This window comes from Draconibacterium mangrovi, assembly GCF_010586825.1.
In the GTDB taxonomy this organism is placed as follows: Bacteria; Bacteroidota; Bacteroidia; order Bacteroidales; family Prolixibacteraceae; genus Draconibacterium; species Draconibacterium mangrovi.
This window is the reverse complement of the sequence record NZ_JAAAGB010000005.1, coordinates 206,046-231,319: the sequence shown is the minus strand read 5'-3', so window position 1 is coordinate 231,319 and position 25,274 is coordinate 206,046. Positions and strand designations below refer to the sequence as shown.

At 43.5% G+C, this 25,274-nt stretch carries 11 protein-coding genes; 10 read left to right on the top strand and 1 reads right to left on the bottom strand.

The annotated features are described in order from the left end of the window. Positions 1-3: 3 nt before the first annotated feature. The 5 genes from G4420_RS14440 (at position 4) to G4420_RS14420 (ending at position 12,338) form a co-directional block, all read left to right on the top strand. Positions 4-1,593: a RagB/SusD family nutrient uptake outer membrane protein gene (locus tag G4420_RS14440; protein ID WP_163324612.1), complete on the top strand. Its 1,590-nt coding sequence runs from the start codon at positions 4-6 to the stop codon at positions 1,591-1,593. 11 nt (positions 1,594-1,604) lie between these two features. After that, positions 1,605-3,443, top strand: a complete 1,839-nt coding sequence (locus G4420_RS14435) for a hypothetical protein (protein ID WP_163324610.1) — start codon at positions 1,605-1,607, stop codon at positions 3,441-3,443. Between the two features lie 82 nt (positions 3,444-3,525). Beyond that, positions 3,526-5,007 (top strand): cellulase family glycosylhydrolase, encoded by a 1,482-nt coding sequence (locus G4420_RS14430; RefSeq protein ID WP_204273700.1) that lies wholly within the window; start codon positions 3,526-3,528, stop codon positions 5,005-5,007. A 110-nt stretch (positions 5,008-5,117) separates the two neighbouring features. Beyond that, positions 5,118-7,955, top strand: a complete 2,838-nt coding sequence (locus G4420_RS14425) for a TIM-barrel domain-containing protein (protein ID WP_163324608.1) — start codon at positions 5,118-5,120, stop codon at positions 7,953-7,955. Positions 7,956-8,123: 168 nt separating this feature from the next. Next, positions 8,124-12,338, top strand: coding sequence for a hybrid sensor histidine kinase/response regulator (locus G4420_RS14420; RefSeq protein ID WP_163324606.1), 4,215 nt, complete (start codon positions 8,124-8,126; stop codon positions 12,336-12,338). A 175-nt stretch (positions 12,339-12,513) separates the two neighbouring features. Here G4420_RS14420 and G4420_RS14415 read toward each other — a convergent pair whose 3' ends face one another. Next, positions 12,514-12,843 (bottom strand): cupin domain-containing protein, encoded by a 330-nt coding sequence (locus tag G4420_RS14415; protein ID WP_045028115.1) that lies wholly within the window; start codon positions 12,841-12,843, stop codon positions 12,514-12,516. Positions 12,844-13,292: 449 nt separating this feature from the next. On the opposite strand from G4420_RS14415, the gene G4420_RS14410 reads away from it, so the two are divergent. From G4420_RS14410 to G4420_RS14390, 5 genes are read left to right on the top strand one after another with little or no spacing between them, the layout of a single operon-like run. Then, positions 13,293-15,395 (top strand): beta-galactosidase, encoded by a 2,103-nt coding sequence (locus G4420_RS14410; RefSeq protein ID WP_163324604.1) that lies wholly within the window; start codon positions 13,293-13,295, stop codon positions 15,393-15,395. Positions 15,396-15,419: 24 nt separating this feature from the next. Next, positions 15,420-18,263 carry a glycosyl hydrolase gene (locus G4420_RS14405; protein ID WP_163324602.1) on the top strand — a complete coding sequence of 948 codons (2,844 nt, stop codon included), beginning with the start codon at positions 15,420-15,422 and terminating at the stop codon, positions 18,261-18,263. A 9-nt stretch (positions 18,264-18,272) separates the two neighbouring features. Continuing rightward, complete coding sequence (locus G4420_RS14400) at positions 18,273-20,411, top strand: hypothetical protein (RefSeq protein ID WP_163324600.1); 2,139 nt, start codon at positions 18,273-18,275, stop codon at positions 20,409-20,411. 19 nt (positions 20,412-20,430) lie between these two features. Next, the gene (locus G4420_RS14395) at positions 20,431-22,329 is read left to right on the top strand and encodes a glycoside hydrolase family 28 protein (protein ID WP_204273699.1); all 1,899 of its coding nucleotides are present in this window, start codon (positions 20,431-20,433) and stop codon (positions 22,327-22,329) included. Between the two features lie 10 nt (positions 22,330-22,339). Then, on the top strand, positions 22,340-25,249 hold the full coding sequence (locus G4420_RS14390; RefSeq protein ID WP_163324598.1) for a glycoside hydrolase family 2 protein: 2,910 nt from the start codon (positions 22,340-22,342) through the stop codon (positions 25,247-25,249). Positions 25,250-25,274: the final 25 nt, after the last annotated feature.

Genomic DNA, 25,274 nt, shown 5'->3' with positions numbered 1-25,274 from the left:
ATTATGAATAAACTTAAAATATATATAGCGGCTTTTGCAGCCATTTTACTGGCTTCGTGTTCTGAAAGCTTTTTAGATAGCGAGCCAATTACTTCGCTTACTGATGCGAACTTTTATAAAACCAAAGCCGATGCCGATATGGCACTGGTAGGTTGCTACGACGGTGTTCAGGTTATTTATGCCAATGGTGTAGCCTTCCCGGTTGTTTCTGAGGTTTTGTCTGACAACTGTTTTGGAGGTACCGGTTATGTCGACAGCTATAACTATCAGTTACTCGATGAATCTGATATTTCCCGTTCACCCGGCGATGTTGACTTGTTTAACGATACATGGAAAGCGTATTACAAAGCGATTTACCGTACCAATGTTCTGATTCAGAAAATGGATCAGATTGAATGGGATGGTGACGAAGCTGCCCGTAACGCCGTAGAATCTGAAGCCAGATTCCTGAGAGCTTACTCTTATTTCGATATGGTTCGTTTGTTTGAGCGTATTCCGCTTTTAACCGAGCCTTCGAACGATAATATTCCGCAGTCTGATCCTGCAGCAACTTACCAGGTAATTGCCGAAGATTTACAGTTTGCTGCTGCCAATGGTGCCGAAACTGTTAGTCCGGGCCGTGTCAACAAATGGGCTGCAAAAGCCATGTTAGCGCGTGTTTACCTGTTTTACACCGGTTTTTACGGTACCGATCTTCCGGGAGTAACAAAAGCAGAAGTACTTCAGGGATTGGAAGATGTTATTGCCAGCGGAAATTATTCATTGATCGAAGAATTCAAAAATCTTTGGCCGGCGGCTTCTACAACAGTTAACGAAGCCGGCGACGATTTGGTAACTACTTACGCCGGTAAAGACAACGCCGAAACTGTATTTTCAGTGAAATACAACATCACTTCCGATTATAACGGAAATACCGATGGTAACCACTGGATGGTAATGTACGGACTACGCACGCAGTCGTTCTCTCCTTACGGACAAGGCTGGGGTGCCGGTACTGTGCTTCCTGCATTGTACAATACTTACCAGGAAACCGATGCCCGTAAAACAGCATCGATTATCGCAGTTGCCGAAGAAGGCTTGGATTTCGATAATTCAGACCAACGCGAGTACACCGGATATGCGATTAAAAAGTACACGCCAATGTCGTATCCCGACGGTCATTCGATTCCTGAAGCCAACGGTGCTTCAAACTTTATGATCGGTCAATTCCAGGATTACGTGGTAATGCGTTATGCCGATGTATTATTAATGGCTGCTGAGCTGGGAAGCACAAATGCTCAAACCTATTTCGATCAGGTTCGTGAACGTGCAGGATTGGGCAGCATTGCAGTATCAGAAGCAAATATTTTGAAAGAACGTCGTCTCGAATTCGCCTTTGAAGGAATTCGTTACTGGGATCTTTTACGTCAGGGACTCGACGCTGCCGGCGATGCGCTTGCAGTAAACACCAGAGTATTAGACGGTGGTGCTGAAATGACAAAAGTTATTTCGAAACAAAACTTTACTGAAACAAGAGGATTTCAAATGATTCCACAAAGTCAGATTAGTTTATCGGATGGTGTATTAATTCAAAATCCAGGTTGGAACTTTTAAAAACTAAACAGATGAGAACAAAAAAATTCAATCTATATACAGCTCTTTTAGGATTGATTCTGGCTTTTACCGCCTGTCAACCTGAAGATTACTCGATGAGTGATATTTTAACAAAAGATCAGCTGAATTACAGCATCACCCAAAATCCGGATGATCCGAACATGATCATTCTCGAAAGTCTTACACCCAATGTTACACCACTTTGGCAAACACCAATGGGACGCACTACTGCATTAGAAGATACAGTAAAACTTCCTTTCTCAGGTGACTACAAGTTTGTTTACGGTGTTGAAAGCCCGGGCGGTTATGTTCAGGCCGATACGTTCAAGTTAACATTAACCACCATGAACCTGAATTATGTGAACGACCCGCTTTGGGAAATGCTTTCAGGTGGTGTTGGTAATTCAAAAACATGGTTACTCGACCTTGATGAGAATGGAGTAAGTAAATATTTTGGAGGCCCGCTTTATTTCTACGGAACTGAAAACGGCTGGTTAGCCGGTGGCGATGCCGGATGTTACGGCGCCGACTGCTGGAACTGGAATCCTGACTGGCCGGGCAACTCTTGGCTAATGGGTCAGGGCGATTACGGAACCATGACTTTCGATCTGATTGGTGGAGCTAATGTTTCGGCCGATCACCTGATGATTTCATCAAGAGGATCTGAACAGGGAACTTACTTCCTGGATGCTGATGCAAAAACACTGAGCATGACCGATGCCGCTCCGTTACACGACGAAGGCCGCGACGGACAGGTTGTAAACTGGGGCGCTCTGAGAATAATGTCGCTTACTGAAAATACAATGCAGCTGGCCGCACTTCGTGATGAAGCATTATCAGGCGAAGGACCATGTTTGTTGGTATACAACTACATCAGCCAGGAATATGCCGACAGTTGGGTACCTGAAGTAACTGAAGATCCGGAACCAACATTACCCGATGGATGGCAGGAAGATATTTCCCAAACTGTAAACACCAATATTGTTTGGAAACTTTCAGAAAGTAATCCACTGGATTGGGCAAACCTCGACGGTTCGATGATGAACGGCTGGCAAGCTCCTGAAGATTACCCTGATTGGCTGGGAACACCTGACACCGATGTGTATGGCAACTTTTCGATGACAATGAATTCTGCCGATAACTCAGTGGTTTTTGTAACGCCTGACGGAACAGAAACTGCCGGAACGTATTCGATTGATGAAAAAGGTATTTACTCATTCGATGTAACAGTTCCTTCATTTACATTAATTGGCTGGGCAAGTTTTGCTGCTGATGCCAACAATCAGCTACGTATTCTGCAAATTGAAAAAGATCCGGCCGGAAATGTTACCGGAATGTGGGTTGGTGCAATTAGTTCCGATAAACCCGAATACATGGCCTATCATCTTGTGCCAGGAGCAGGTGGCGACGGCGGCGAAGAACCACAGGGAACCGAAGTTGCATTCGATAACAGCAAGCTGGTAATTGGCGATTTGGAAAGCAACGGCAACCTCCGATTAGAAATATTTAACGAGTATGGAAGTACCGTTTCTGATCCGGGACTTGACAAAAGCGAAATAGCGTTTAACAATAGCATCAATGTTACTTTCACTTTAAGCGGAGTGACCTTAAACGAAGGCGCTGCAGGAAGTTATAACACATCGATGTATTATGCCGATTCTGACTGGAATCCGAACGGAAACGGAGACGTTATTACCGTTAACGGCGATGGAACTTATACCGTTTCGTATGCTCCGGGAACAGCAGCAGAAGGTGTAGTTGTATTTGTAATCGACGTTGCAGGAATGGGAGCCGACATAAGCGACATGGAGGCCGTTACCGCAACCATTGATAAAATTGAATTGTACTAACAACAATTAACCTGCGGAGCTTTTACACTCCGTAGGTTTTATTACATTTTTAGAATAAAAACCACTATCTATTATTATCAGCATGAAGCTAACTGTTCGATTATTACTCTTACTTTTTGTCGTTACACTGGGATCGTGTGGCGATGATGACAGCCCCGTAAACCCTCCCGATGATTTTACTCCTGAATTATCGGCAACTCCTCTGAGTTTGAACTTTGATCAGAACGGTGGCACCGAAACGATTTCAATCACGTCGAATACCACTTGGAACATCAGCAGCAATGCGTCGTGGTGTACCTCGGCCTTGCAAACCAGCAAAAACAACGCTACCATTAATATCAGTGCCGAAGCCAACACCGTTGAAGAAGAAAGAACGGCCACTATTAGCATCTCTGCTGAAGATGTTTCAACAATTACAATTGCAGTAACACAGGAAGCAAAAGAACCTGAAAGTATAGATCCTGAAAATCCGGATTCAATTGCCGCCGATATGACCGGAATGAATAGTAATGCCATAGCACTGGCCTCGCAAATACAAGTGGGCTGGAACATGGTAAATACCCTGGAAGCAATTGGTGGCGAAACCTCCTGGGGAAACCCAAAGGCTACAAACGAATTAATGGCTGCTGTTAAAAATGCAGGATTTAGTGCCGTTCGTTTGCCCTGTGCATGGGACCGGTATCTGGAAGACCAAACTTCTTACAAAATAAAAGAATCGTGGCTCGACCGCGTACAGGAAGTAGTCGATTATTGTATCGACAATGATCTTTATGCCATTCTGAACATCCACTGGGATGGAGGCTGGATGGAACAAAACTGCATTCCGGAGAACCAGGAAGCAGTAAACAACAAACTAGAAATTATCTGGAAACAGATTGCCATAAGGTTCCGCGATTACAACGAGCACCTGATTTTTGCCGGAGCCAACGAACCAAATGCAGATGAGCAGAAAAATGTTGATGTATTGAACGTGTACATGCAAACCTTTGTTGATGCAGTTCGCTCAACCGGAGGAAGAAACGCTTACCGTAACCTGATCATTCAGGCACCAAATACCGATATTGATAAAGCCGACCAGTTTATGACGATGCCAACCGACCGGGTTGAAGATCGTTTATTGGCCGAAGTGCACTATTATACACCCTGGAATTTCTGTGGATTGGATGAAGATGCAAGCTGGGGAAAAATGTTCTATTTCTGGGGCGAACCGAACCATGTTGAAGGCGCCGACGACCGCAATGCCAATTGGGGCGAAGAAGATGTGGTGGAATCGCAGTTCCAAAAAATGAAAGCCAAATTGGTAGACAACGGAATTCCTGTAATTTTGGGCGAATTTGGAAGCATCTACCGCGATCTGTCGATGTATCCTGAAGGATGGCAAGAGAAACACAATGAATCACGGGCCTATTTTATGGAAACAGTTGCCCGAAAAGCCAAAAACAATGGACTGGTACCATTTTGTTGGGACAACGGTTTAATCGACCGGAACAGTTATGAAATTATCGATACGCTTTCGTACAATAGCCTAATAAAAGGAGCTGCCGACGGTTCGTATCCATTTTAAATTTACAAGCAAAGTAACAAACCCGAATAGTGGCCGTTAAGGCAATTATGAACGAATAAAAAAGAAGAGATCAATCATCAAAATATAGCACAAATTAACACGCTACAATAATGAATAAAATTTTTATAGCAGTTCTGCTAAGTATATTCGCAATCTCTTGTTCTACAACCAACTGGGAGCAAACAGGAGAAGCCGTAATTGTTTACCCTCAGCAAGCCGGCAAACAACAGGCACAGGCCATTAAGATCACACCCGTAAACGACGAGATCATCAAGGTGTCGGCAAGCGCCACAAAAACATTTTCAACCAAGGAAAGTCTTATTGCACTACCTCAAAACGAAACTGTTCCTTTTGTAGTTGAAGAAAATGACGACTACCTCATCATTTCAACAGCAAAAACAAAAGTTAAGGTATCAACAGAAACCGGCGAAATCGATTTTCTGGATGAGAATGGAAATCCAATTCTTGAGGAAAAGGGAAACGGAGGAAAATGGTTCGAACCGATTGAAGTTGATGGCATAAGTGCTTATTCAACCCGTCAGGTTTTCGAATCGTCAGACGATGAAGCTTTGTACGGACTTGGGCAACACCAGGCCGACGAAATGAACTACAAAGGCAAAAACGAGGAGCTATTTCAGTACAACACAAAAGTTTCGGTACCATTTGTTGTATCAACAAAAAACTACGGTTTATTGTGGGACAATTACTCGTTATCGCGTTTTGGCGATCCTCGTCCTTATGGTCAGATCGATCAGTTCAAACTATTCGATGCCGATGGAAAAGAAGGTGGGTTAACTGCTACTTACATCGATAATAACGAAAACGATCACGTTTTCACGAGCCGTGTTGAGTCAACCATCGATTACGAAAACCTGGAAACAATTGAGAACTTTCCGGAAGGCTTTGATTTTAATCACGCCCGTATTGTTTGGGAAGGCGACATTCAACCGGAAGAAAGTGGAGTATTCCGCTTCCTGTTGTATTATGCAGGTTACACAAAAATCTGGGTAAATGGCGAATTAATGGCCGATAAATGGAGGACAGCATGGAATCCATCGGTGGCTAAATTCCAGTACGATATGAAAGCCGGTGAAAAATACCACGTAAAACTGGACTGGATTCCTGATGGTGGTGTTTCGTACATCGGATTAAAAGCATTATCGCCGGTTGCTCCTGAATTACAGGACGACATCTCTTTTTACTCTGAAATGGGTGATCAGATCGATTACTATTTCATGAAAGGAAACAGCATGGACGATGTGATCAGCCGCTACCGTACAATTACCGGAAAAGCACAGGTAATGCCAAAATGGTCGATGGGTTTCTGGCAAAGTCGCGAACGCTACAAAACACAGGAAGAACTGGAAAGCACTTTGAAAGAATTCAGAAAAAGAGAAATTCCTATCGACAACATCGTTCAGGACTGGTCGTACTGGGAAGTTGACAAATGGGGAAGCCAGGAGTTCGATAAAGCACGTTTCCCTGATGCAAAAGGAATGATCGATATGGTGCACGACAACCATGCACGAATCTTGATTTCCGTGTGGCCTAAATTTTATTTGGGAACCGAGCATTACAATGAATTCGACAAAAATGGCTGGATGTATAAACAAGCTATTAACGACAGTATCCGTGATTGGATTTATCCGGGTTACATTGGTTCGTTCTACGATGCCTACAGCGAAGGAGCAAGAAAACTATTCTGGGAACAGATTAACGAGCACTTATTCTCAATGGGAATTGACTCGTGGTGGCTCGATGCAACAGAACCTGATGTATTGTCGAATGCCAGCATGGATTATAGAAAAGCGTTGATGAACCCGACTGCTTTGGGATCATCAACCCAATATTTTAACGCCTTTGCACTGATGAACGCCAAAGGAATTTACGAAGGTCAGCGCGAAGAAAATCCGAAAGACCGTGTGTTTATTCTTACCCGGTCAGGTTTTGCAGGTATGCAACGTTACGGAACAACTACCTGGAGTGGCGACATTGGCACTACCTGGGAAGATATGAAAGCTCAGATTTCCGCGGGTATCAACTTCTCAATGTCTGGACTCCCCTACTGGACAATGGACATTGGCGGTTTCTGTGTACAAAAGAAATTTGAGCGTGCCACCGAAGGCAGCGAAGCAATGAATGAATGGCGCGAGTTGAATACCCGCTGGTACCAGTTCGGAGCTTTTGCACCGTTGTTCAGGGTACACGGCCAGTATCCGTACCGCGAGATTTACAACATTGCCCCTGAAAATCATCCTGCGTATAAATCGATGTTGTACTATAACAAATTGCGCTACCGTTTAATGCCATACATTTACAGTTTAACCGGTGCAGTTTATCACGACGATTACACAATAATGCGTGGTTTGGCAATGGATTTTTCAGACGACCGCCGCGTGTTGAATATTGGCGATCAGTTTATGTTTGGTCAATCGTTGCTGGTTTGCCCGGTTTACGAATACAATGCAACAAAACGCGATGTATACTTCCCGAACAACGGTGGATGGTACAATTTATACACAGGTGAATTCCTTGCAGGTGGCCAGAAATTGAGCGTGGAAGCGCCTTACGAAAGAATGCCGCTGTTTGTACGCGAAGGTTCTATCATTCCTGTAGGACCTGAAATTCAGTACACCGACGAGAAAAAAGGTGCACCGATCGATATTTATGTGTACACCGGAAAAGATGCTTCGTTTAAATTGTACGAAGATGAAGGTACAACTTACGCATACGAAGGTGGCGCCTTCAGTACTATCGAATTTACGTATTCAGAAAGTGATAACAGCCTGGTTATTGGCACTCGAAACGGCAAATATCCGGAAATGGTTAACAACCGCGAATTCCGAATCATCACAGTTTCGCGCGATAAACCGGTCGCTATGCTTGGTAAAGCAAGTAATGTAAAAACAGTAAACTATACAGGAGAAGAAATTACCATAGAACTGTAAACCTGAGTTCGACTTTAAAATAACTCAGGGAATAAGCAAGCAAGTTTAGTTTAGTTGATTCGAATTAAGGGGAACAGAATGCCTTTCTGTTTCCCGTTTTTATTTTTATGCTTACATTAGCACAAAGTCGGAAGCAGGACTGATTTACATGAACAATAGTAACCGAAGATGAAGTTTTTACCTTATAAAACCTTACAGTTTTTATTTGTTATTGCCCTTCTATTCCTGCCTGCACTAGGTTCGCAAGCTGTTTCCATTCCGGGTAATGAGCCTTACAAATTTATGCACATCAACATAAACGACGGGCTGTCTAACAACGAAATAAAAGTCATACTAAAAAATAAACAAGGATTTATGTGGTTCGGTACGGCGCAAGGTTTAAACCGTTACGACGGATCGGGTTTTAAAACATTTCTGCACGACATTAACGACAGCACTTCTATCCCGTTTAATGGAATTGAATACTTGTTTGAAGACTTCGACGGCCGTTTATGGCTTCGCTCCTATTCCGAATTTACGGTTTACGACCCGGTACTCGAAAGTTTTTCCGCACCGGGCGAAAATTACCATAACACCAACATTCCCATCTCGGGTTTGCAATCCTTTTTTATCGACAGTAAAAACAATACCTGGCTGCTGAACTCCAACTACGGTATGTACAAGTATAATCCGGCAAATCAAACGGTTGATTCCATTCAGTTTGTATCGAAAATTGACCGACCGAATTACGACAACTCCTTAAGCTATATTACAGAAGATACCCACCACATGATATGGGTGGTATCAAAAGTCGGAGAGCTGTTGCAAATCAACCCGGAAACAAAACAAACCGAGCAAACTTTTTTCCTTGGTGAAGAAGTTTTGAATGAATTCAATACTTTCCAGCTTTTCATAGATTCCGACAACGATATCTGGATTTATTCACCCGGCCTGCCTTATGGCGTGTTCTTTCTTGATCATCAAACCAAAAAAATAAGTACATACACGCAGTCGTCGTCTACTTTTAAACTTTCTACCAATATGGTTTCGTCGGTTCTTGAAGACAATAACGGAGCTATTTGGATTGGTACCGACCACGGAGGAATTAACATCCTAAACAAACAGGATAAAACCATAACGGTTTTGCAAAACAATAGCCAAAATCCACTTGGAATAGCGCAAAACAGCATCACCAACCTGTATCGTGATAATGAAGATATTATTTGGGCGGGCACCTATAAAAAAGGGATTAGCTATTACCACAAAAACCTTATCCACTTCAACCACTACCGATACTCGGCCGAGGTAGAAAACAGCCTTCCCTACAACGATGTAAACTGTTTTGTTGAGGATAACCGGGGAAATCTTTGGATTGGTACAAACGGTGGCGGACTGATTTATTTTAACCGCAACAATAACACCTTTAAAAGTTACCTGCACGATGCCAACGATCCCAACTCCATCAGTGCAAACGTAATTGTCGCGCTGCACATCGACAACAAAGGAACATTGTGGGCCGGAACTTACCAGGGCGGATTAAACCGTTTCAACGGATCGACATTTAAACATTACCTGCATATACCGGAAAATCCTAATTCATTGTCGGACAACCGCGTTTGGTCAATTTTTGAAGACTCGAAACAAAACCTGTGGGTTGGCACATTAAACGGAGGGCTGAATCTTTTCAACCGCACAAACGAACAGTTTATCCATTATACATCGAGCGATATCAATTCTGTAGGCTCCAATTTTATCATGTCGATAATGGAGGACAGCGAGCAAAACCTTTGGCTGGGAACTTCGGATGGGCTTGATGTTTTGAACCTGAATACCAAACGTTTTACGCACTACAGTCCCGATCCGAGCACACCCGGACAGTTAAGCGATAACAATGCAAACGACATCCACGAAGATGTGCGCGGTTTAATTTGGGTGGCAACCACTCAGGGATTAAACGTTTTAAATAAAACGCAGGGCACTTTTAAAGTTTTTACAGAAGCCGACGGACTGGCCAATTCCAATATAAAAACCATTCAGGAAGACGAAAACGGCAACCTTTGGATTGCAACGTTAAAAGGGATTTCAAAGATCAGTGTTGAAAATTATTCACATCAACTGCCCATCAATCAGCTGGAAGTTGACGTCGAGAACTTTGGATTGCAGGATGGTCTGCAGGGTAACGAGTTTAACCAAAAAGCAGCCTACCGTACACGCTCCGGGGAATTGATTTTTGGAGGTGCCAACGGTTTCAATCTATTTAAGCCCGAAGACATTGTTGTTCAAACGCCTGACGAAAAAATCGTACTTACAAACTTCAAAGTATTCAATCAAAACATAAAAGTTAACGAGCCTTTCCGAAAACGGATTATTCTGGATAAATCGATTACCTACAGCAATCAAATTTCGCTGAAACACAAAGAGAATGTGTTCTCCGTAGAATTTACGGCGCTCAGTTATTTCCATCCGGAGAAAAACACCTTTCAATACCAGTTGAGCGGTTTCAACGACGAGTGGCTGGAAGTAAATCGTGGCATGCACGAACTTACATTTACCAACCTTAATTCAGGTGAATACCAGCTGCGAATCAGGGTGAGCAACGATAATTCCAACTGGCGTGAAATGACCCCTCCTTTGAGCATCAATATTCTGCCGCCATTTTGGGAAACCAGTTACGCCTACTTGCTTTACATTCTGATTATCGCAGGCTTGTTATTCATTACCTGGAAGATTTTAGCCGAACGCCAGCGCCTGAAATTTGAAGCAGAACAGGAACACCGCGAGGCCGAACGGATCCACCTGGTTGACACTTTGAAAACCAAGTTTTTCACCAATATCAGCCACGAATTCCGCACACCACTTTCGCTGATTATAGCCCCCATCGATAAACTAATCGAACACAGTAAAAACGACGACGACAAGAAACACCTTATTCTTATTCAGCGAAATGCCCGCCGGTTATTGGCCATGGTTAACCAGTTGCTCGATTTCAGAAAAATGGAGCTTCAAAAAATTAAAGTGAATAAAGACTGGGGCGAAATAATAGGTTTTATCCAAGAGATCTCAGCATCGTTTGAAGACCTGATGGAAAGCAAAAATATCACGTTCAGCTTTTCAAGCAACCACAAAAGCCTGTACACCTATTTTGACAAAGACAAAACCGATAAAATATTTACCAACCTGCTAACAAATGCCTGCAAATTCACCAATAGCGGAGGCAAAATCGGCATGGATATTAACCTGAATTCATCGGCCGAAAAGCCGGTTTTAACAGTAAAAGTATCTGATACCGGAATTGGTATTGCTCCCGAGCAACAGATGCAAATTTTTAACCGCTTTTACCAAACAGATCATTCCGGAACCGAAATTAACCAGGGCTCTGGAATTGGTTTGTCGATGGTAAAAGAATACGTTACGCTGCTTGGTGGCGATGTAAATGTGGAGAGCCAGCTAAACGAAGGAAGTAGATTCACTGTGGAGATTCCTGTGGATTTATTTACCGAAGAAGAAATAGCCGCCAACAAGGAGCTTGAAGTGACAGAACGCAAAACCTACAAACAGCCAACATCAACTACAAGCGAAAAAGTTCCGGCGTACGACCGCGAGAAAAAAACACTTGCTATTGTGGAAGACAGCTCCGATTTGCGTTTTTATTTGAAGGAAAACTTTAAAGACCGATACAATATTATCGAAGCCGAAAACGGAGCAGAAGCCTGGGCTGGCTTTGAAAAACAGTTACCCGATATTGTGATAAGCGATGTGATGATGCCCGAAATGAATGGCGTTGAACTGTGTACCAAGATTAAATCGAACAGGAAAACCAAACATATTCCGGTTATTCTGTTAACGGCTAAAACCGATACTGCGCCGGTTGTCGAAGGTTACGAATCGGGTGCCGATGCCTACCTCACCAAACCTTTTGATTTTAAGGTGCTGGAATCACGAATTGAAAACCTGCTACGCTTGCGCGAACAATTGCGTGTTTCGTTCCAGTCGATGACAGGATTAAATCCTGAAAAAATAAAGGTAGACTCAGAGGACGAGAAGTTTATCAAAAAGGCTTTGAAAATTGTTGAAGACAATATTTCAGAAGCCTCTTTTACTGTTGAAGATTTTGGTGCTGAAATGGCTATGAGCCGCGTAAGTCTTTATAAAAAGCTGTTAGCATTAACCGATCGAACACCCATCGAATTCATCCGCGTTATTCGATTAAAACGAGCGGCCCATCTCCTCGAAACAAGTCAGCTTTCGGTTTCGGAAGTAGCTTATCGTGTTGGATTCAATAATCCGCGTTATTTCTCAAAGTACTTCTCGAAAGAATACGAAATGCTGCCATCGGAATACATCGAAAAAAACCGAAAAACCACAAACGATCTATCAGATGATGTAAAAGACAAGTTCTCTTAGTGTATGGCAAAAGCTTAAACACTCCTGTCATTTCGAAACGCAGCCAGAGATCTGTTCAAGTTTCTTGCAAGTGCTCAGTCGCAGTTATCAGTTTTAGAAAAAAGAATTAACCACAAAGCTGCACAAAGGAGGCACAGAGTTTCACAAAGTTACCGCGCATTCAATCCTTCAGTTCTTACAAAAAATCTTCCCGAACCGGGCTGAAAACATCGATCAGAATTCCGGGCTCCAAACAAAGCGCTCCGTGTAACATATTCGGCTCTATATACAAACCGTCGCCGGGCTCAACAATTACTTTTTCGCCGTCCATGGTAAATTCAAACTTGCCGCTAACACAATAAGTAGTTTGTGTATGAAAATGCGAATGTTCGGCACCCACGGCACCTTTTTCAAATTTTACTTTTACCATCATAATCTGGTTGTCCCAGCCCATAATCTGACGCGCCACGCCATCGCCAAGATCTTCCCAGCGTTTACTGTTTTTAAATACTTTCTCGCTTGCCATAACTTATCGGTTAAATTTTATACGGTTGATACTACAAAACTAAAAGATTTTCAACAACCTTAAAAGTATTGAGATCTTCAACTTTACAGGAAAATGGGTCGCTAAAAATACAGTAAATCAAAGTTCCTTTTGGGAATAAGTGAATCGAGGTCTCAATTTGACTTCGAATTTGTTACTCATTCATTTTTTGCCTTAAGTTATTCTGAACTTCATTCCCAACAATATCCAGAACTCTCCCATTTACAGAAAACTCAGGATATTCATTTTCAAATTTTTCAAAAAAACTTGTCGAAATTCGAGAAAATAAAAACGAAAAAAACACATGTTAAAAAGGGAGAAAAAATTGTGATTTTCGGGCATTTATTACTTAATAAATTCCTCTTAATTAGATATCTTCGGAATTCTTTACGTCATATAAAAACATGATAATCTAAACTTAAATTTCAATTATGGGTACCAACTCAATTTTCAACTCCAAATTCATTCTGGTTTATTTTATTCTTAGTCATTTTATTTTATTCAACAGTTTCGCACAAAATAAGGGCACTTATTTCCCGCCCGAAGAATTAACATCGGTCGGTGCCTATTATTACCCCGAACACTGGGACGAAAGTCAGTGGGAACGCGATATTAAAAAGATGGCCGAAATGGGATTTGAGTTTACCCACTTTGCCGAGTTTGCGTGGGCACAACTGGAGCCGGAAGAAGGCGTGTACGATTTTGCGTGGCTCGACCGGGCAGTGGAATTGGCCGACAAATACAAGCTAAAAGTGGTAATGTGCACCTCAACGGCTACCCCGCCGGTTTGGCTGGTACGCAAACACCCCGATATTCTGAAACAGCACGAAAACGGAACAAAAATGGATCACGGATCGCGCCAGCACGCCTCCTTTTCCAACGAATATTACCGCAGTTATTCACTGAAAATGATTGAGGAACTGGCCAAACATTACGGAAACGACGACCGGATATTTGGCTGGCAATTGGACAACGAACCTGCTGCCAATGTGGATTACGGCGAAGATGCCCAAAAACGTTTCAGAGCATGGTTAAAAGAAAAATACGGTAACATTGAAGCGTTGAATGAAGCATGGGGAACCAACTTCTGGAGCGGTACTTACACCCGATTCGACCAGATAAACATTCCGAAACACTCGCAATGGGGAATGAACCTGTACCAACGTTTGGATCACAGCCGTTTTTGCGATTACGAAACCTCAAGTTTTCTGGATGACCAGGCAAAAGTAATTCGACAATATGCCAATCCCAACCAGTGGATTACCACCAATTACATCCCCTATTACGATGCGCGTTATGCAGGCGCCAGCAAAGAACTGGATTTTATTACCTACACCCGCTACATGGTTTATGGCGAACATACCGGAATTGGCCCAAAAGGTTACCGCGTGGGCGAATACTCGCGCATTGCCATGGCCAACGATTACTTCAGGCCGCTAACACCGATTTATGGTGTTATGGAGCTGCAACCCGGACAGGTTAATTGGGGCTCGATCAACTCGCAACCTTTACCCGGAGCAGTGCGACTGTGGTTGTGGCATGTATTTGCCGGAGGTAGTAAATTCACCTGTACCTACCGTTTTCGTGCCCCCATTTATGGCTACGAGCAGTATCATTACGGCATTGTTGGCCCCGATGGCGTAACGCCTACACCGGGCGGCTTAGAATACGAAAAATTTATCGACGAAATAGAAGTGCTTCGTAACAATCCTTCTGATGGGCAAATTCCGAAAGACTATTTAAACCGGAAGACAGCCATTTTGTATGATCCGGACAATACAGTCGCCATAAACAACAACAAACAAAATTCGACATGGGATACCGAAGGCCATGTGCTGAAGTACTATAAAGCATTAAAAGCATTTGGTGCACCGGTGGATTTTGTCCGCGACTCTATGGACTTTTCACAATATCCGGTAATTGTTGCTCCGGCGTATCAGCAAATGAGTATAGAGCTGATTGACAAGTTAACTGAATATGTAAAAGATGGCGGCAACCTGGTAATGTCGGTTCGCACGGGGCACCAGGATGAGTTCGGACATCTGTGGCAGGCAAAACATGCCGAGCCGCTTTACGAACTGATCGGTGGCGAAATTGAGTTCTATGATTTGCTCCGTCCTTTTGCACCCGACACAGTTATAATGGACAATAAAAAATACGCCTGGACAACCTGGGGCGACATTATGCACACCAACAACGGCACCGAAACCTGGGGAACTTTTAGCGGCGATTATTATACCGGAAAAACAGCTGTAACGTTTAATAAGTTAGGCAAAGGAACAGTTACCTATGTCGGTGCCGACAGTCACGATGGCCAACTGGAACGTGCAGTTCTGGATAAACTTTATGACCGCCTTGATATCGATGTAAAAGATTACCCAAAAGGTGTTATGGTGGAATACCGCGATGGGTACGGAATTGCCGTAAACTATTCGAACATTAACTATAACATGGATTTACCTGCCGGTACCGAAATTCTTATTGGCGACACAACCATTCCAACTGCTGGTGTATTGGTCTGGAAAACAAAATAAATCAATGATAAACTACTTCTGCCGATGACACAAGCAACAAAACTAAACCGATCGTTCATTCTAATTTTCATCATCCTGGTACTCTCATCGTGCGGGGAAAAAACCGTTCCGCAATGGCCGGAACAAACCAACGAAACCAAACCATGGACACGCTGGTGGTGGCACGGAAGTGCTGTGGATAAAACCAACTTAACAGCCAATCTCGAAGAACTAGCCAAAGCCGGATTTGGTGGTGTAGAAATTACGCCCATTTACGATGTGAAAGGCGACGAGGACAAATCCATTTCATTCCAATCTGAAAAGTGGATGGAAATGTTTGAATACACCTTACAAGAAGCTAAGCGCCTTGGTTTGGGTGTCGATCTGGCCAATGCATCGGGTTGGCCTTTTGGAGGTCCGTGGATTGATGCAGAACACGCCTGCAAAAACGTTCAGTATAAAAACTACCACTTAAAAACAGGCGAACAACTAAAGGAAAAAGTTGAGTTTATCCAGCCGTCACTGGTGCGTGCCGTAAATAAAAAAGTGGATATTTCGGAAGTAAAATTCCCCATTAGCAGCAATACAAATCTGCAGGAATTAGCACTCGATCAGGTACGTTTTGAAAAGCCGCTGCCATTGCAAACGTTAATGGCTTATAACGAACATGGAGAAACTATTGACTTGACTAATTTCGTTAACGCCAACGGGATTCTCGATTGGACAGCTCCCGAAGGTAACTGGGATTTATATGCAGTTTTTCAGGGCTGGCACGGCAAAATGGTAGAGCGGGCGGGAACCGGTGGCGAAGGAAATGTTATCGACCATTTTTCGGAAGAAGCAACAAAGTTGTTTTTGTCTGATTTTGATAAAAATGCCCAAAACACCGATTTGTCCGGACTTCGGGCATTTTTTAACGACTCATACGAAGTGGACGATGCCTACGGCGATGCCAACTGGACTCCCCTGTTTTTTGAAGAGTTTGAAAAACGCAGAGGCTACGATTTAAAAACAAAACTGCCGGCTCTTTTTGGCGATTTGGACGAAGAAACCAACCAGCGTATTTTGTGCGATTACCGCGAAACAATTTCTGATCTGCTGCTGGAAAAATTCACTATTGTCTGGGCAGATTGGGCCGAATCGCATAATGCTATCATCCGCAACCAGGCACACGGTTCACCGGCTGCCATTCTCGATCTGTACGAAGCCAGCCACATTCCCGAAACCGAAGGGACTAACCCGATGCGCATAAAAATGGCAAGTTCTGCCGGGCATACTTCGGGCAAACCGTTAATTGCCTGCGAGGCTGCCACCTGGCTCAACGAGCACTTTTTAAGCACGCTGGCCGATGTTAAACAAAATGCCGACAATTACCTGCGTAATGGTGTTAATCACATCGTTTACCATGGCACACCTTACTCGCCTTTGGAAGAAAAATGGCCCGGATGGATGTTTTACGCTGCTGTTCAGTTTGCACCAACAAATACCTGGTGGAACGATTTAAAAGTGGTAAATGAATACATTGCCAACTGCCAGTCTTTTATGCAGAATTCAACGCCAGATAACGACATACTTTTGTATTTTCCCATTTACGATGCGTGGACGGGAAGAGACCGGAATTTCCTTCCACATTTTGGAGGTAGCAACGAAGAACTGACTGCAAAAATCAGCAACAATCTCCTTGCTGAGGGGTATTCGTTCGATTATATTTCCGATAGACAAATCAGGAAGTTAAATTTCTCTGATGGAGAAATTCAATCTGCCGGAGCTTCCTACAAAACCATTATCGTTCCGGCTTGTACCACAATTCCATTGGAGACCTTAAAACACCTTTTTTCACTGGCACAAAACGGAGCAACTGTAATCTTTGAAAATGAAATACCGACAAAAGTTCCGGGATTAAACAATTTTGAAAATCAACAAGCTGAGATCAAAAAGCTAGTTCATGAACTTCAATTTAAAACAGAAGGAAATTACCAATCGGCTTCAATTGGCAATGGTAAAATCATGGTTGGGAATAATGTACAGAGCCTGTTAAATGCAACCGGAATTTACGGTGAAGAACTGGCTCAGCAAGGTCTTTGGCACAACAGAGTTGATCGTGCGGATAGAACCTGCTATTTCATTTCAAACTGGACCGAAAATGAGGTGGATAAATGGTTCACACTGCAGAAATCAGGGAAATCAGCGGTTTGGTTTAATCCAATGAATAACACTTTTGGCAAAGCACTTACTCAAAGAAATAGTGACGGACAAACACAAGTTTACCTTCAATTAAAACCCGGCGAAACATTGATTCTGCAATGGTATTCGAACCAGGTTGAAGCTGAAGATTATTCACTCTGGGAACAAGCAGATACAAAAACGGAATTGACCGGCGAGTGGAAAATTTCCTTTGAAAAAGGAGGCCCCACTTTACCGGCTTCGTATAAAACAGATGCTTTAAAATCATGGTCATTACAATCGGCAGAGCTGCAAAAGTTCTCCGGTACTGTAAGCTACAAAACCAATTTTGAGATCGCCGATAATGGTCATAACAATTATTTGCTTGATTTAGGCAAAGTACACGAATCTGCCGAAGTGTGGCTGAACGGAGAGAAGATATGCACACTGATAGGGCCGGTTTTTCAAATTGTTCTGCCAAAAGAAGTGCTACAAGAACAAAATACACTTGAGCTAAAGGTAACCAACCTGATGGCCAACCGCATTATCGATATGGATAAAAAAAAGGTGAACTATAAGAAATTCTATAACGTTAATTTTGCAGCTCACGAACGAGAAAATGTTGGTACAGACGGCACTTTTACTGCAGCAAACTGGGAACCACAGCCTTCGGGATTGTTGGGACCAGTTACTATTTCTAAGATATCACTAAAAACCGTTGATTAAACCTATAGTATGAAACAATTAACAACCTTTATATTTCTGATTATTTTGCTCATTTCCTGCACCACTCAGAACGAAAATAAGCTGATCGACCGCAAAGCACTTGTAAGCAGAAATAATGTGGTTGTTAAAAATTTCGATCCGCTGGCATCGCTGTCAGTTGGTAACGGGGAGTTTGCCTTTACCACCGATATTACCGGACTTCAAACATTCTATCACGACTACCACGACGGTGTTTCTTTGGGCACCCAATCCAACTGGGGGTGGCACACCACACCAAACTCAGAAGCTTATGAATGGTCGGAAACCCTGAAATATTATGAAGTTCAGGGACGTCAGGTTCCTTATCGTCATCAAATTACTGATGAGGCCAGGAAACAAGCTGCCTGCAATTATTTTAGAGAAAATCCACATCGTCTGCACCTTGGAATAATCGGTTTTGTGCTCACCAAAGAAAGTGGCGATAAAGCCACCATACAGGATATTAAAAATCCCGTTCATAATCTGGATATGTGGACAGGAAAAATTACCAGCAGTTTTGATTTTGAAAGTCAACCGGTAAAAGTGGAAGTGTACTGTCATCAGAATCAGGATCAGATTTCGGCAAAAATTGAGTCGCCGTTAATTGCAACGGGACAACTGGCTGTTCAGTGGAAATTTCCTTATGCAGTGCCCATTCACGTCCATCCCGGATATGATTTTCAATCGCCCGACAAACATCAAACTGAGATGTTACCGGCAGGAGAAAACTCGGTGATCTTCAACCGTAACCTGGATAATGACAATTATAAAGTTAGCGTAAACTGGCAAGGCAATGCACTTTTTAAAATGCAGGCTCAGCACGAATTTACACTTCAGCCCAAAAGTGGTGAAACACTGGAATTTAATTGCCTGTTCGCTCCTGAACCAAATAAAAATAAACCAATATCTTTTGAAGAAACAAAAGCAAATAACATAAAAAGCTGGAAAGCCTTTTGGGAAAACGGAGGTGTTGTTGATTTTTCGGGCTGTACCGATCCGCGTGCCAAAGAACTCGAACGCCGGACTGTACTTTCGCAGTACCTCACTAAAATACAAAGTTCAGGATCGCGGCCTCCACAGGAAACAGGTTTAACCTTCAACAGCTGGTTCGGCAAGTACCACATGGAAATGCATTGGTGGCATATCGCCCATTTTGCACAGTGGCAACGCGAACAACTAGTGGTGAAGCAAATTGACTTCTACGACGAGATGTACAACAAAGCACGACAAACAGCTGTCGATCAGGGATACAAAGGCATACGGTGGCAGAAAATGCAGGGGCCCGACCATGAAAACAGTCCATCATCGATTGGATCGTATCTCATCTGGCAACAACCACATATTATTTGGTTTGCAGAACAAATGTACCGCCAAAATCCATCGGAAGAGATTTTGAACAAATACAAAAAACTGGTTTTTGAAACGGCTGAATTTATGGCCGATTTCCCGGTTTGGAATGCTGAACTAAATCGCTACGATCTGGCACCGCCGTTAATTCCGGCACAAGAACACTGGCCGCGCGAAACAACTTCCAATCCTCCTTTTGAACTGGCCTACTGGTATTGGGGATTAACAACTGCACAAACATGGAAAGAACGCCTTGGAGAACCAAAAGAAGAAGAATGGGAAAATGTGAGATTAAACCTGGCTACTCCGGATAAAAATGAAGATGTTTATCTGGGGATCCAGGGAGCAACTGATTCCTATACCAATCCGGAGCTGATGAGAGACCATCCTATGGTTCTTGGCACTTTTGGCATTCTCCCCCGATGGGATAAAGTTGATCAGGAGATTATGCGCAATACCATGCACGTAATTGCAAAAAAATGGAACTGGGAAAGAACCTGGGGGTGGGACTATCCAATGGCAGCTATGTGCGCCACGCGATTAGGTGAACCAGAAATGGCACTGGAGTTTTTACTGAAGGATGTGCAAAAAAATACCTACCTGAAAAACGGTCACAATTTCCAGGATGACAGATTAAGAATTTACCTGCCCGGAAACGGAGGACTGCTTACTACCATTGGAATGATGTGCGCCGGATGGGATGGTTGCACAGAAGAGAACCCGGGATTTCCGAAAGATGGAAAATGGAATGTAAAATGGGAAAATATTTCACCCACATTTTAAACTGACAAAAAATCAGAATATGATTAAGAAGTTGTTTGCATTAATGGTTTTGAGTTTAGCTTTCTCGTGTACCCGGGAAGCAGAAAAGTATACCAAAAGCGAGTTGGTAAAACATTTGGAAAGCATTTTTTATAACGACACCTTCGCTACAATTCCTGACAAAACTTTTAATGTTGCCGATTTTGGTGCAGTTGCAGACGGAGAAGCGCTGGCAACCAAAGCCATTCAGCAAACCATTGATGCGGCGGCAACAGCCGGGGGGGGCAAAGTAATTTTCCCGGCAGGAACCTATTTATCGGGGGCCCTTTTTGTAAAGTCGAATGTGGAGCTTCATATCGGAGAGGGCGTTGTAATTCAGGCCGTTCAAAACAACGATTATTACCCACGAAAATGGACCCGCATCGCCGGAATTGAAATGGAATGGCCGGCAGCATTGATCAATGTTTACGACGAGAAAAATGTTCGCATTACCGGAAAAGGAGTGATTGATGGAAACGGCAAATACTGGTGGGATAAATTCTGGGGCGACCCAAAATACAGTGGTGGCATGTGGGGCGAGTACAAAGATAAAGGGATTCGCTGGGCGGTTGATTATGATTGCGAGCGTGTGCGACCAGTCGTTATCTGGAAATCGGAAGATGTGCTGCTTAAGGATTTTACCGTAAAACGCGCCGGATTCTGGACCATTTCACTGACCTACAGTACCCGCGTGCATGTCGAAGGACTGGTGGTTCGCAACAATATTGGCGGCCACGGACCAAGTTCCGATGGGATTGATACTGACTCGTCAAAAGATGTGTTGGTGGAAAATTGCGACATCGATTGCAACGACGACAACCTCTGCATAAAAGCCGGTAAAGATGCTGACGGATTGCGCGTAAACCGCCCTGCAGAGAATATCGTTTACCGCAACTGCATCACACGCGCCGGTCATGGATTAATAACTTTAGGAAGTGAGACCTCGGGCGGCATGCGTAACATCGAAGTGTATGGATTAAAAGCCATTGGCACAAATATCGGCATCCGGTTTAAATCGGCAAAAGTACGTGGTGGAGTTATCGAAAACATCCACTTTCACGACATAAAAATGGAGAACGTGGCCAACCCGTTTCATTTTGAACTCAACTGGTACCCCGAGTACAGCTACTGCACCATTCCCGACGATATTCCTGAAGAAGAAATCAAAGACCGCTGGCGGGTGCTGAGCCAGCGTGTTGTTCCTGAAGAAAAGGGAATTCCGGAGTTCAGGAACATCAAACTCAGCGATATTAAAGTAGAAAAGGCTGAACGCGCTTTTTATGCCAACGCTTACCCCGAACGTCATATTCACGACATTACCTTCGAAAATGTTTTGGTTGAAGCCGAAGAAAGTGGCCAGCTGAGTTACGCCAGCAACTGGACGATGAATGATGTTGTGCTAAAAACGGCAACCGGCCAGTCCATTGCACTAACGGAATGCGATAATATTGAGCAACCTAAATTAATTAAAACTAATTCACAACCGGTTCAGGAAGCAGCAAAACAAACGCTTGAAGAACAATTTCAAGCCATCAATAGCAATGTAGATGCTGTTATTATTCCAGTCAATCCAACAGAAACCAAAGCGCTGGTTGATGGAGACAGTACCTTGTATTCGGAGAAATTCAGTCTGTATATATTGAAACAAAAAGATGCCTCGTTGCATTTTTACGAACCGCTTGGTGATGGATTTTACTACTCGGAAGTAGAGGTAATTACCAGCCAGAACGGAAATATGATAGAGGTGAAAGGTCAGAAAGACCATGACTACACCATTTTGGCTAACCGCGCAACCAAACCCAAAAGTATTTATGGCGCCAATAACTGGTCGTACCAGGAAAATACGCGCCAGGTCATTATTGAGGTAAAAGGGAAAAACTTTTCTATCCAAATTGATTAAAACATTAGCTATGAAACTACTGATAAAAACTACCGTAACATTTCTCCTTGCCGCACTTGTTACTTTCGGCTGGGCAAATCCTCAGAAAAAAGAAATTAAATACCTGTCGGGCACCGACAATGAAAACACCGTCGCATGGGATTTCTTCTGCACTACAGGCCGAAAGAGTGGTGTGTGGACAAAAATTGAAGTACCGTCGCACTGGGAGCAACAAGGTTTTGGCGAGTATGATTATGGCCGCGATTACCGCACCTACGGTAAAAAGTTTGAATTCGCGAAAGAAAGTGGTCTGTACAAACACCGGTTTAGCCTGCCGGAAAACTGGAACGACAAACGTATTTTTGTCGTTTTTGAAGGCTCGATGACCGACACCGAAGTGAAGATTAATGGAGAACTGGCCGGCCCAATTCATCAGGGATCGTTCTACCGGTTTAAGTATGACATTACCGACAAACTGAAGGCCAACGGAGAAAATCTGCTGGAAGTTAAGGTAGACAAATGGTCGTCGAATGCATCGGTGAACCATGCCGAACGTTACGCCGATTACTGGATATTCGGAGGAATATTCCGCCCCGTATACCTGGAAGTAGTTCCGCAAAGCTATATCGACCGGATAGCCATTAATGCACAGGCCGACGGATCGTTTTCAATGGAAACTTTCCCGGTTGATGTGAAAGCCGACCAGGTGATCGAGGCCCAAATCCTCGACAGTAAAGGAGATCTGATACAAACCTGCCGGCAAAGGATTTCAGCAGGTGATTCGCTGGTAGAGTTGTCGTGCGACATAAGCAATCCCGCAACATGGACAGCAGAAACACCAAATCTGTATACAGTAAAAGTAAGTCTTAAAAATGAAAGTGAAACCACTTACGAACTCTCTGAAAAGTTTGGTTTCCGTACCATTGAAATACGCGAAGGAGACGGTATTTACCTGAACGGCACAAAGATTAAAATGAAAGGGGTAAACCGCCACGTATTCTGGCCCGAAACCGGACGTTGTATCAATCCGAAAATCGATCTTGACGATGTGAAACTGCTTAAAACCATGAACATGAATGCGGTTCGTTGTGCACACTACCCTCCGGATAAAACTTTTCTTCAGTACTGCGACTCATTAGGACTTTATGTGTTGGATGAACTGGCCGGCTGGCAAAATGCTTACGATACCGAATCGGGTAGCAAGCTGGTAAAGGAAATGGTGATTCGCGATGTTAACCATCCTTCCATTATTTTCTGGAGCAACGGAAACGAAGGTGGCACCAATAAAGAATTAGACGACGATTATGGTTTCTACGACCCCTCGAAACGGCCGGTAATTCATGCGCACCACCGCCCCGGAAACGATTTTAACGGAATCGACTGCAACCATTACGAAAATTATTACAGCTCGAAAAAAATACTGGAAGAAGGCCTGATATACATGCCCACCGAGTTTCTGCATGCTCAGGACGATGGCGGCGGTGCCACAGCATTGGCCGATTTTTGGGAGTTGTTCTGGAACTCGGAACGATCGGCAGGTGGATTTTCATGGGTGCTCGCCGACGAAGGCCTGGTGCGCACCGACATGAATTATGTTATTGATGCCAATCGTGTAAATGCTCCCGACGGCCTGGTTGGTCCGCATCGTGAAAAGGAAGGCAGCTTTTATGCCATGCGCGAGATTTATAGCCCGGTGAAAATTAAAATGGAAAAACTTCCTGAAGATTTTGATGGCAGTATTCCATTGGAAAACCGCTATCATTTTACCAACCTGAACGAGGTGCGTTTTGAATGGCAGCTGGTAGATTTTAGTCTGCCCGAACAACGTGGCGCATTCCATAAAGTAATAAAAAGTGGAACGGCAGAAAGCCCCGATGTGGCTCCGGTTCAAAAAGGCAAGCTGGATTTGGATTTGCCTGCCAATTACAAACAGTACGATGCATTGTACCTACGTGCTTTCGATCCATCGAACAACGAAATATACTGCTGGAGCTGGAAAACCGACGGCAATGCCAACCAGGTGGTTAAACTGGTTGAAAAAGACCTGAATGAAAGCGAAGAAGAGCGTTTAAAAGCTCTGAAAGCTCTGGGAATTGAGGAAGATAATATTTTACCAATTGAACGCCAGGAAGGCGATACCAACATCAGTTCGTCGGTTGAGGTGAATGAAAACGATTCGCTGATCACGCTAAAAGCCTCGGGAATTGCTGTTACTTTTAGTAAAAAAGACGGTACAATCCGGAAGCTTGCTAATGATTTTGGTCTGCCTCTACCCTTTTCTAACGGACCGGTATTGGTGAGTGGAAATGCCAAACTACATGCTATTGAACAGAGCAAAAATGAAAACAGTTACCGTTTAAACATGCTTTATGACGGCGACATCAAACAACTGTCGTGGACCATGTACAACAGTGGCTGGCTGCAGCTTGATTACGAATACCAGGTAGAAGGCGAACAGTATTTTACCGGTATCAGTTTTGATTTCCCGGAATCGGATATCATCAGTGCAAAATGGCTGGGCGAAGGACCGGCGCATGTTTGGAAAAACCGTTTACAGGGCGGCCGTCTCGATGTTTTTCAGCGTTTGTACAACAATGTACTGCCCGGCGATAACAACTGGCAATACCCTCAGTTTAAAGGTTATTTTGCCGATGTTTCGTGGATGGAATTCAATACCGTTTATGGGAAATTTACGGTTGTAGCACAAGAAGAGAACCTATTTGTGCGCCTCTTTGATTTTTATGGAATTTCCGGGCCAAGGAATTACCCGGTGTTGCCAAAAGGCGATATTTCTTTCCTCGACGGCATTCCTCCACTCGGCACCAAACTAGCCATGGGAATCAGCAACGATACCTGGAATCTGGGACCTGCCGGAGAACTGAATAAGATGGACAAACCGAAAAAACGTACCTTATATTTCTATTTCGGTTTACGCAACTAACAATAAAAACTACTCACAGGGATTC

What these genes read in the sequence shown, in the direction of transcription:
- G4420_RS14440 (WP_163324612.1), top strand. Translation starts at nt 4, where the DNA reads ATGAATAAACTTAAAATATATATAGCGGCTTTTGCAGCCATTTTACTG.
- G4420_RS14435 (WP_163324610.1), top strand. Translation starts at nt 1,605, where the DNA reads ATGAGAACAAAAAAATTCAATCTATATACAGCTCTTTTAGGATTGATT.
- G4420_RS14430 (WP_204273700.1), top strand. Translation starts at nt 3,526, where the DNA reads ATGAAGCTAACTGTTCGATTATTACTCTTACTTTTTGTCGTTACACTG.
- G4420_RS14425 (WP_163324608.1), top strand. Translation starts at nt 5,118, where the DNA reads ATGAATAAAATTTTTATAGCAGTTCTGCTAAGTATATTCGCAATCTCT.
- G4420_RS14420 (WP_163324606.1), top strand. Translation starts at nt 8,124, where the DNA reads ATGAAGTTTTTACCTTATAAAACCTTACAGTTTTTATTTGTTATTGCC.
- G4420_RS14415 (WP_045028115.1), bottom strand. Translation starts at nt 12,843, where the DNA reads ATGGCAAGCGAGAAAGTATTTAAAAACAGTAAACGCTGGGAAGATCTT.
- G4420_RS14410 (WP_163324604.1), top strand. Translation starts at nt 13,293, where the DNA reads ATGGGTACCAACTCAATTTTCAACTCCAAATTCATTCTGGTTTATTTT.
- G4420_RS14405 (WP_163324602.1), top strand. Translation starts at nt 15,420, where the DNA reads ATGACACAAGCAACAAAACTAAACCGATCGTTCATTCTAATTTTCATC.
- G4420_RS14400 (WP_163324600.1), top strand. Translation starts at nt 18,273, where the DNA reads ATGAAACAATTAACAACCTTTATATTTCTGATTATTTTGCTCATTTCC.
- G4420_RS14395 (WP_204273699.1), top strand. Translation starts at nt 20,431, where the DNA reads ATGATTAAGAAGTTGTTTGCATTAATGGTTTTGAGTTTAGCTTTCTCG.
- G4420_RS14390 (WP_163324598.1), top strand. Translation starts at nt 22,340, where the DNA reads ATGAAACTACTGATAAAAACTACCGTAACATTTCTCCTTGCCGCACTT.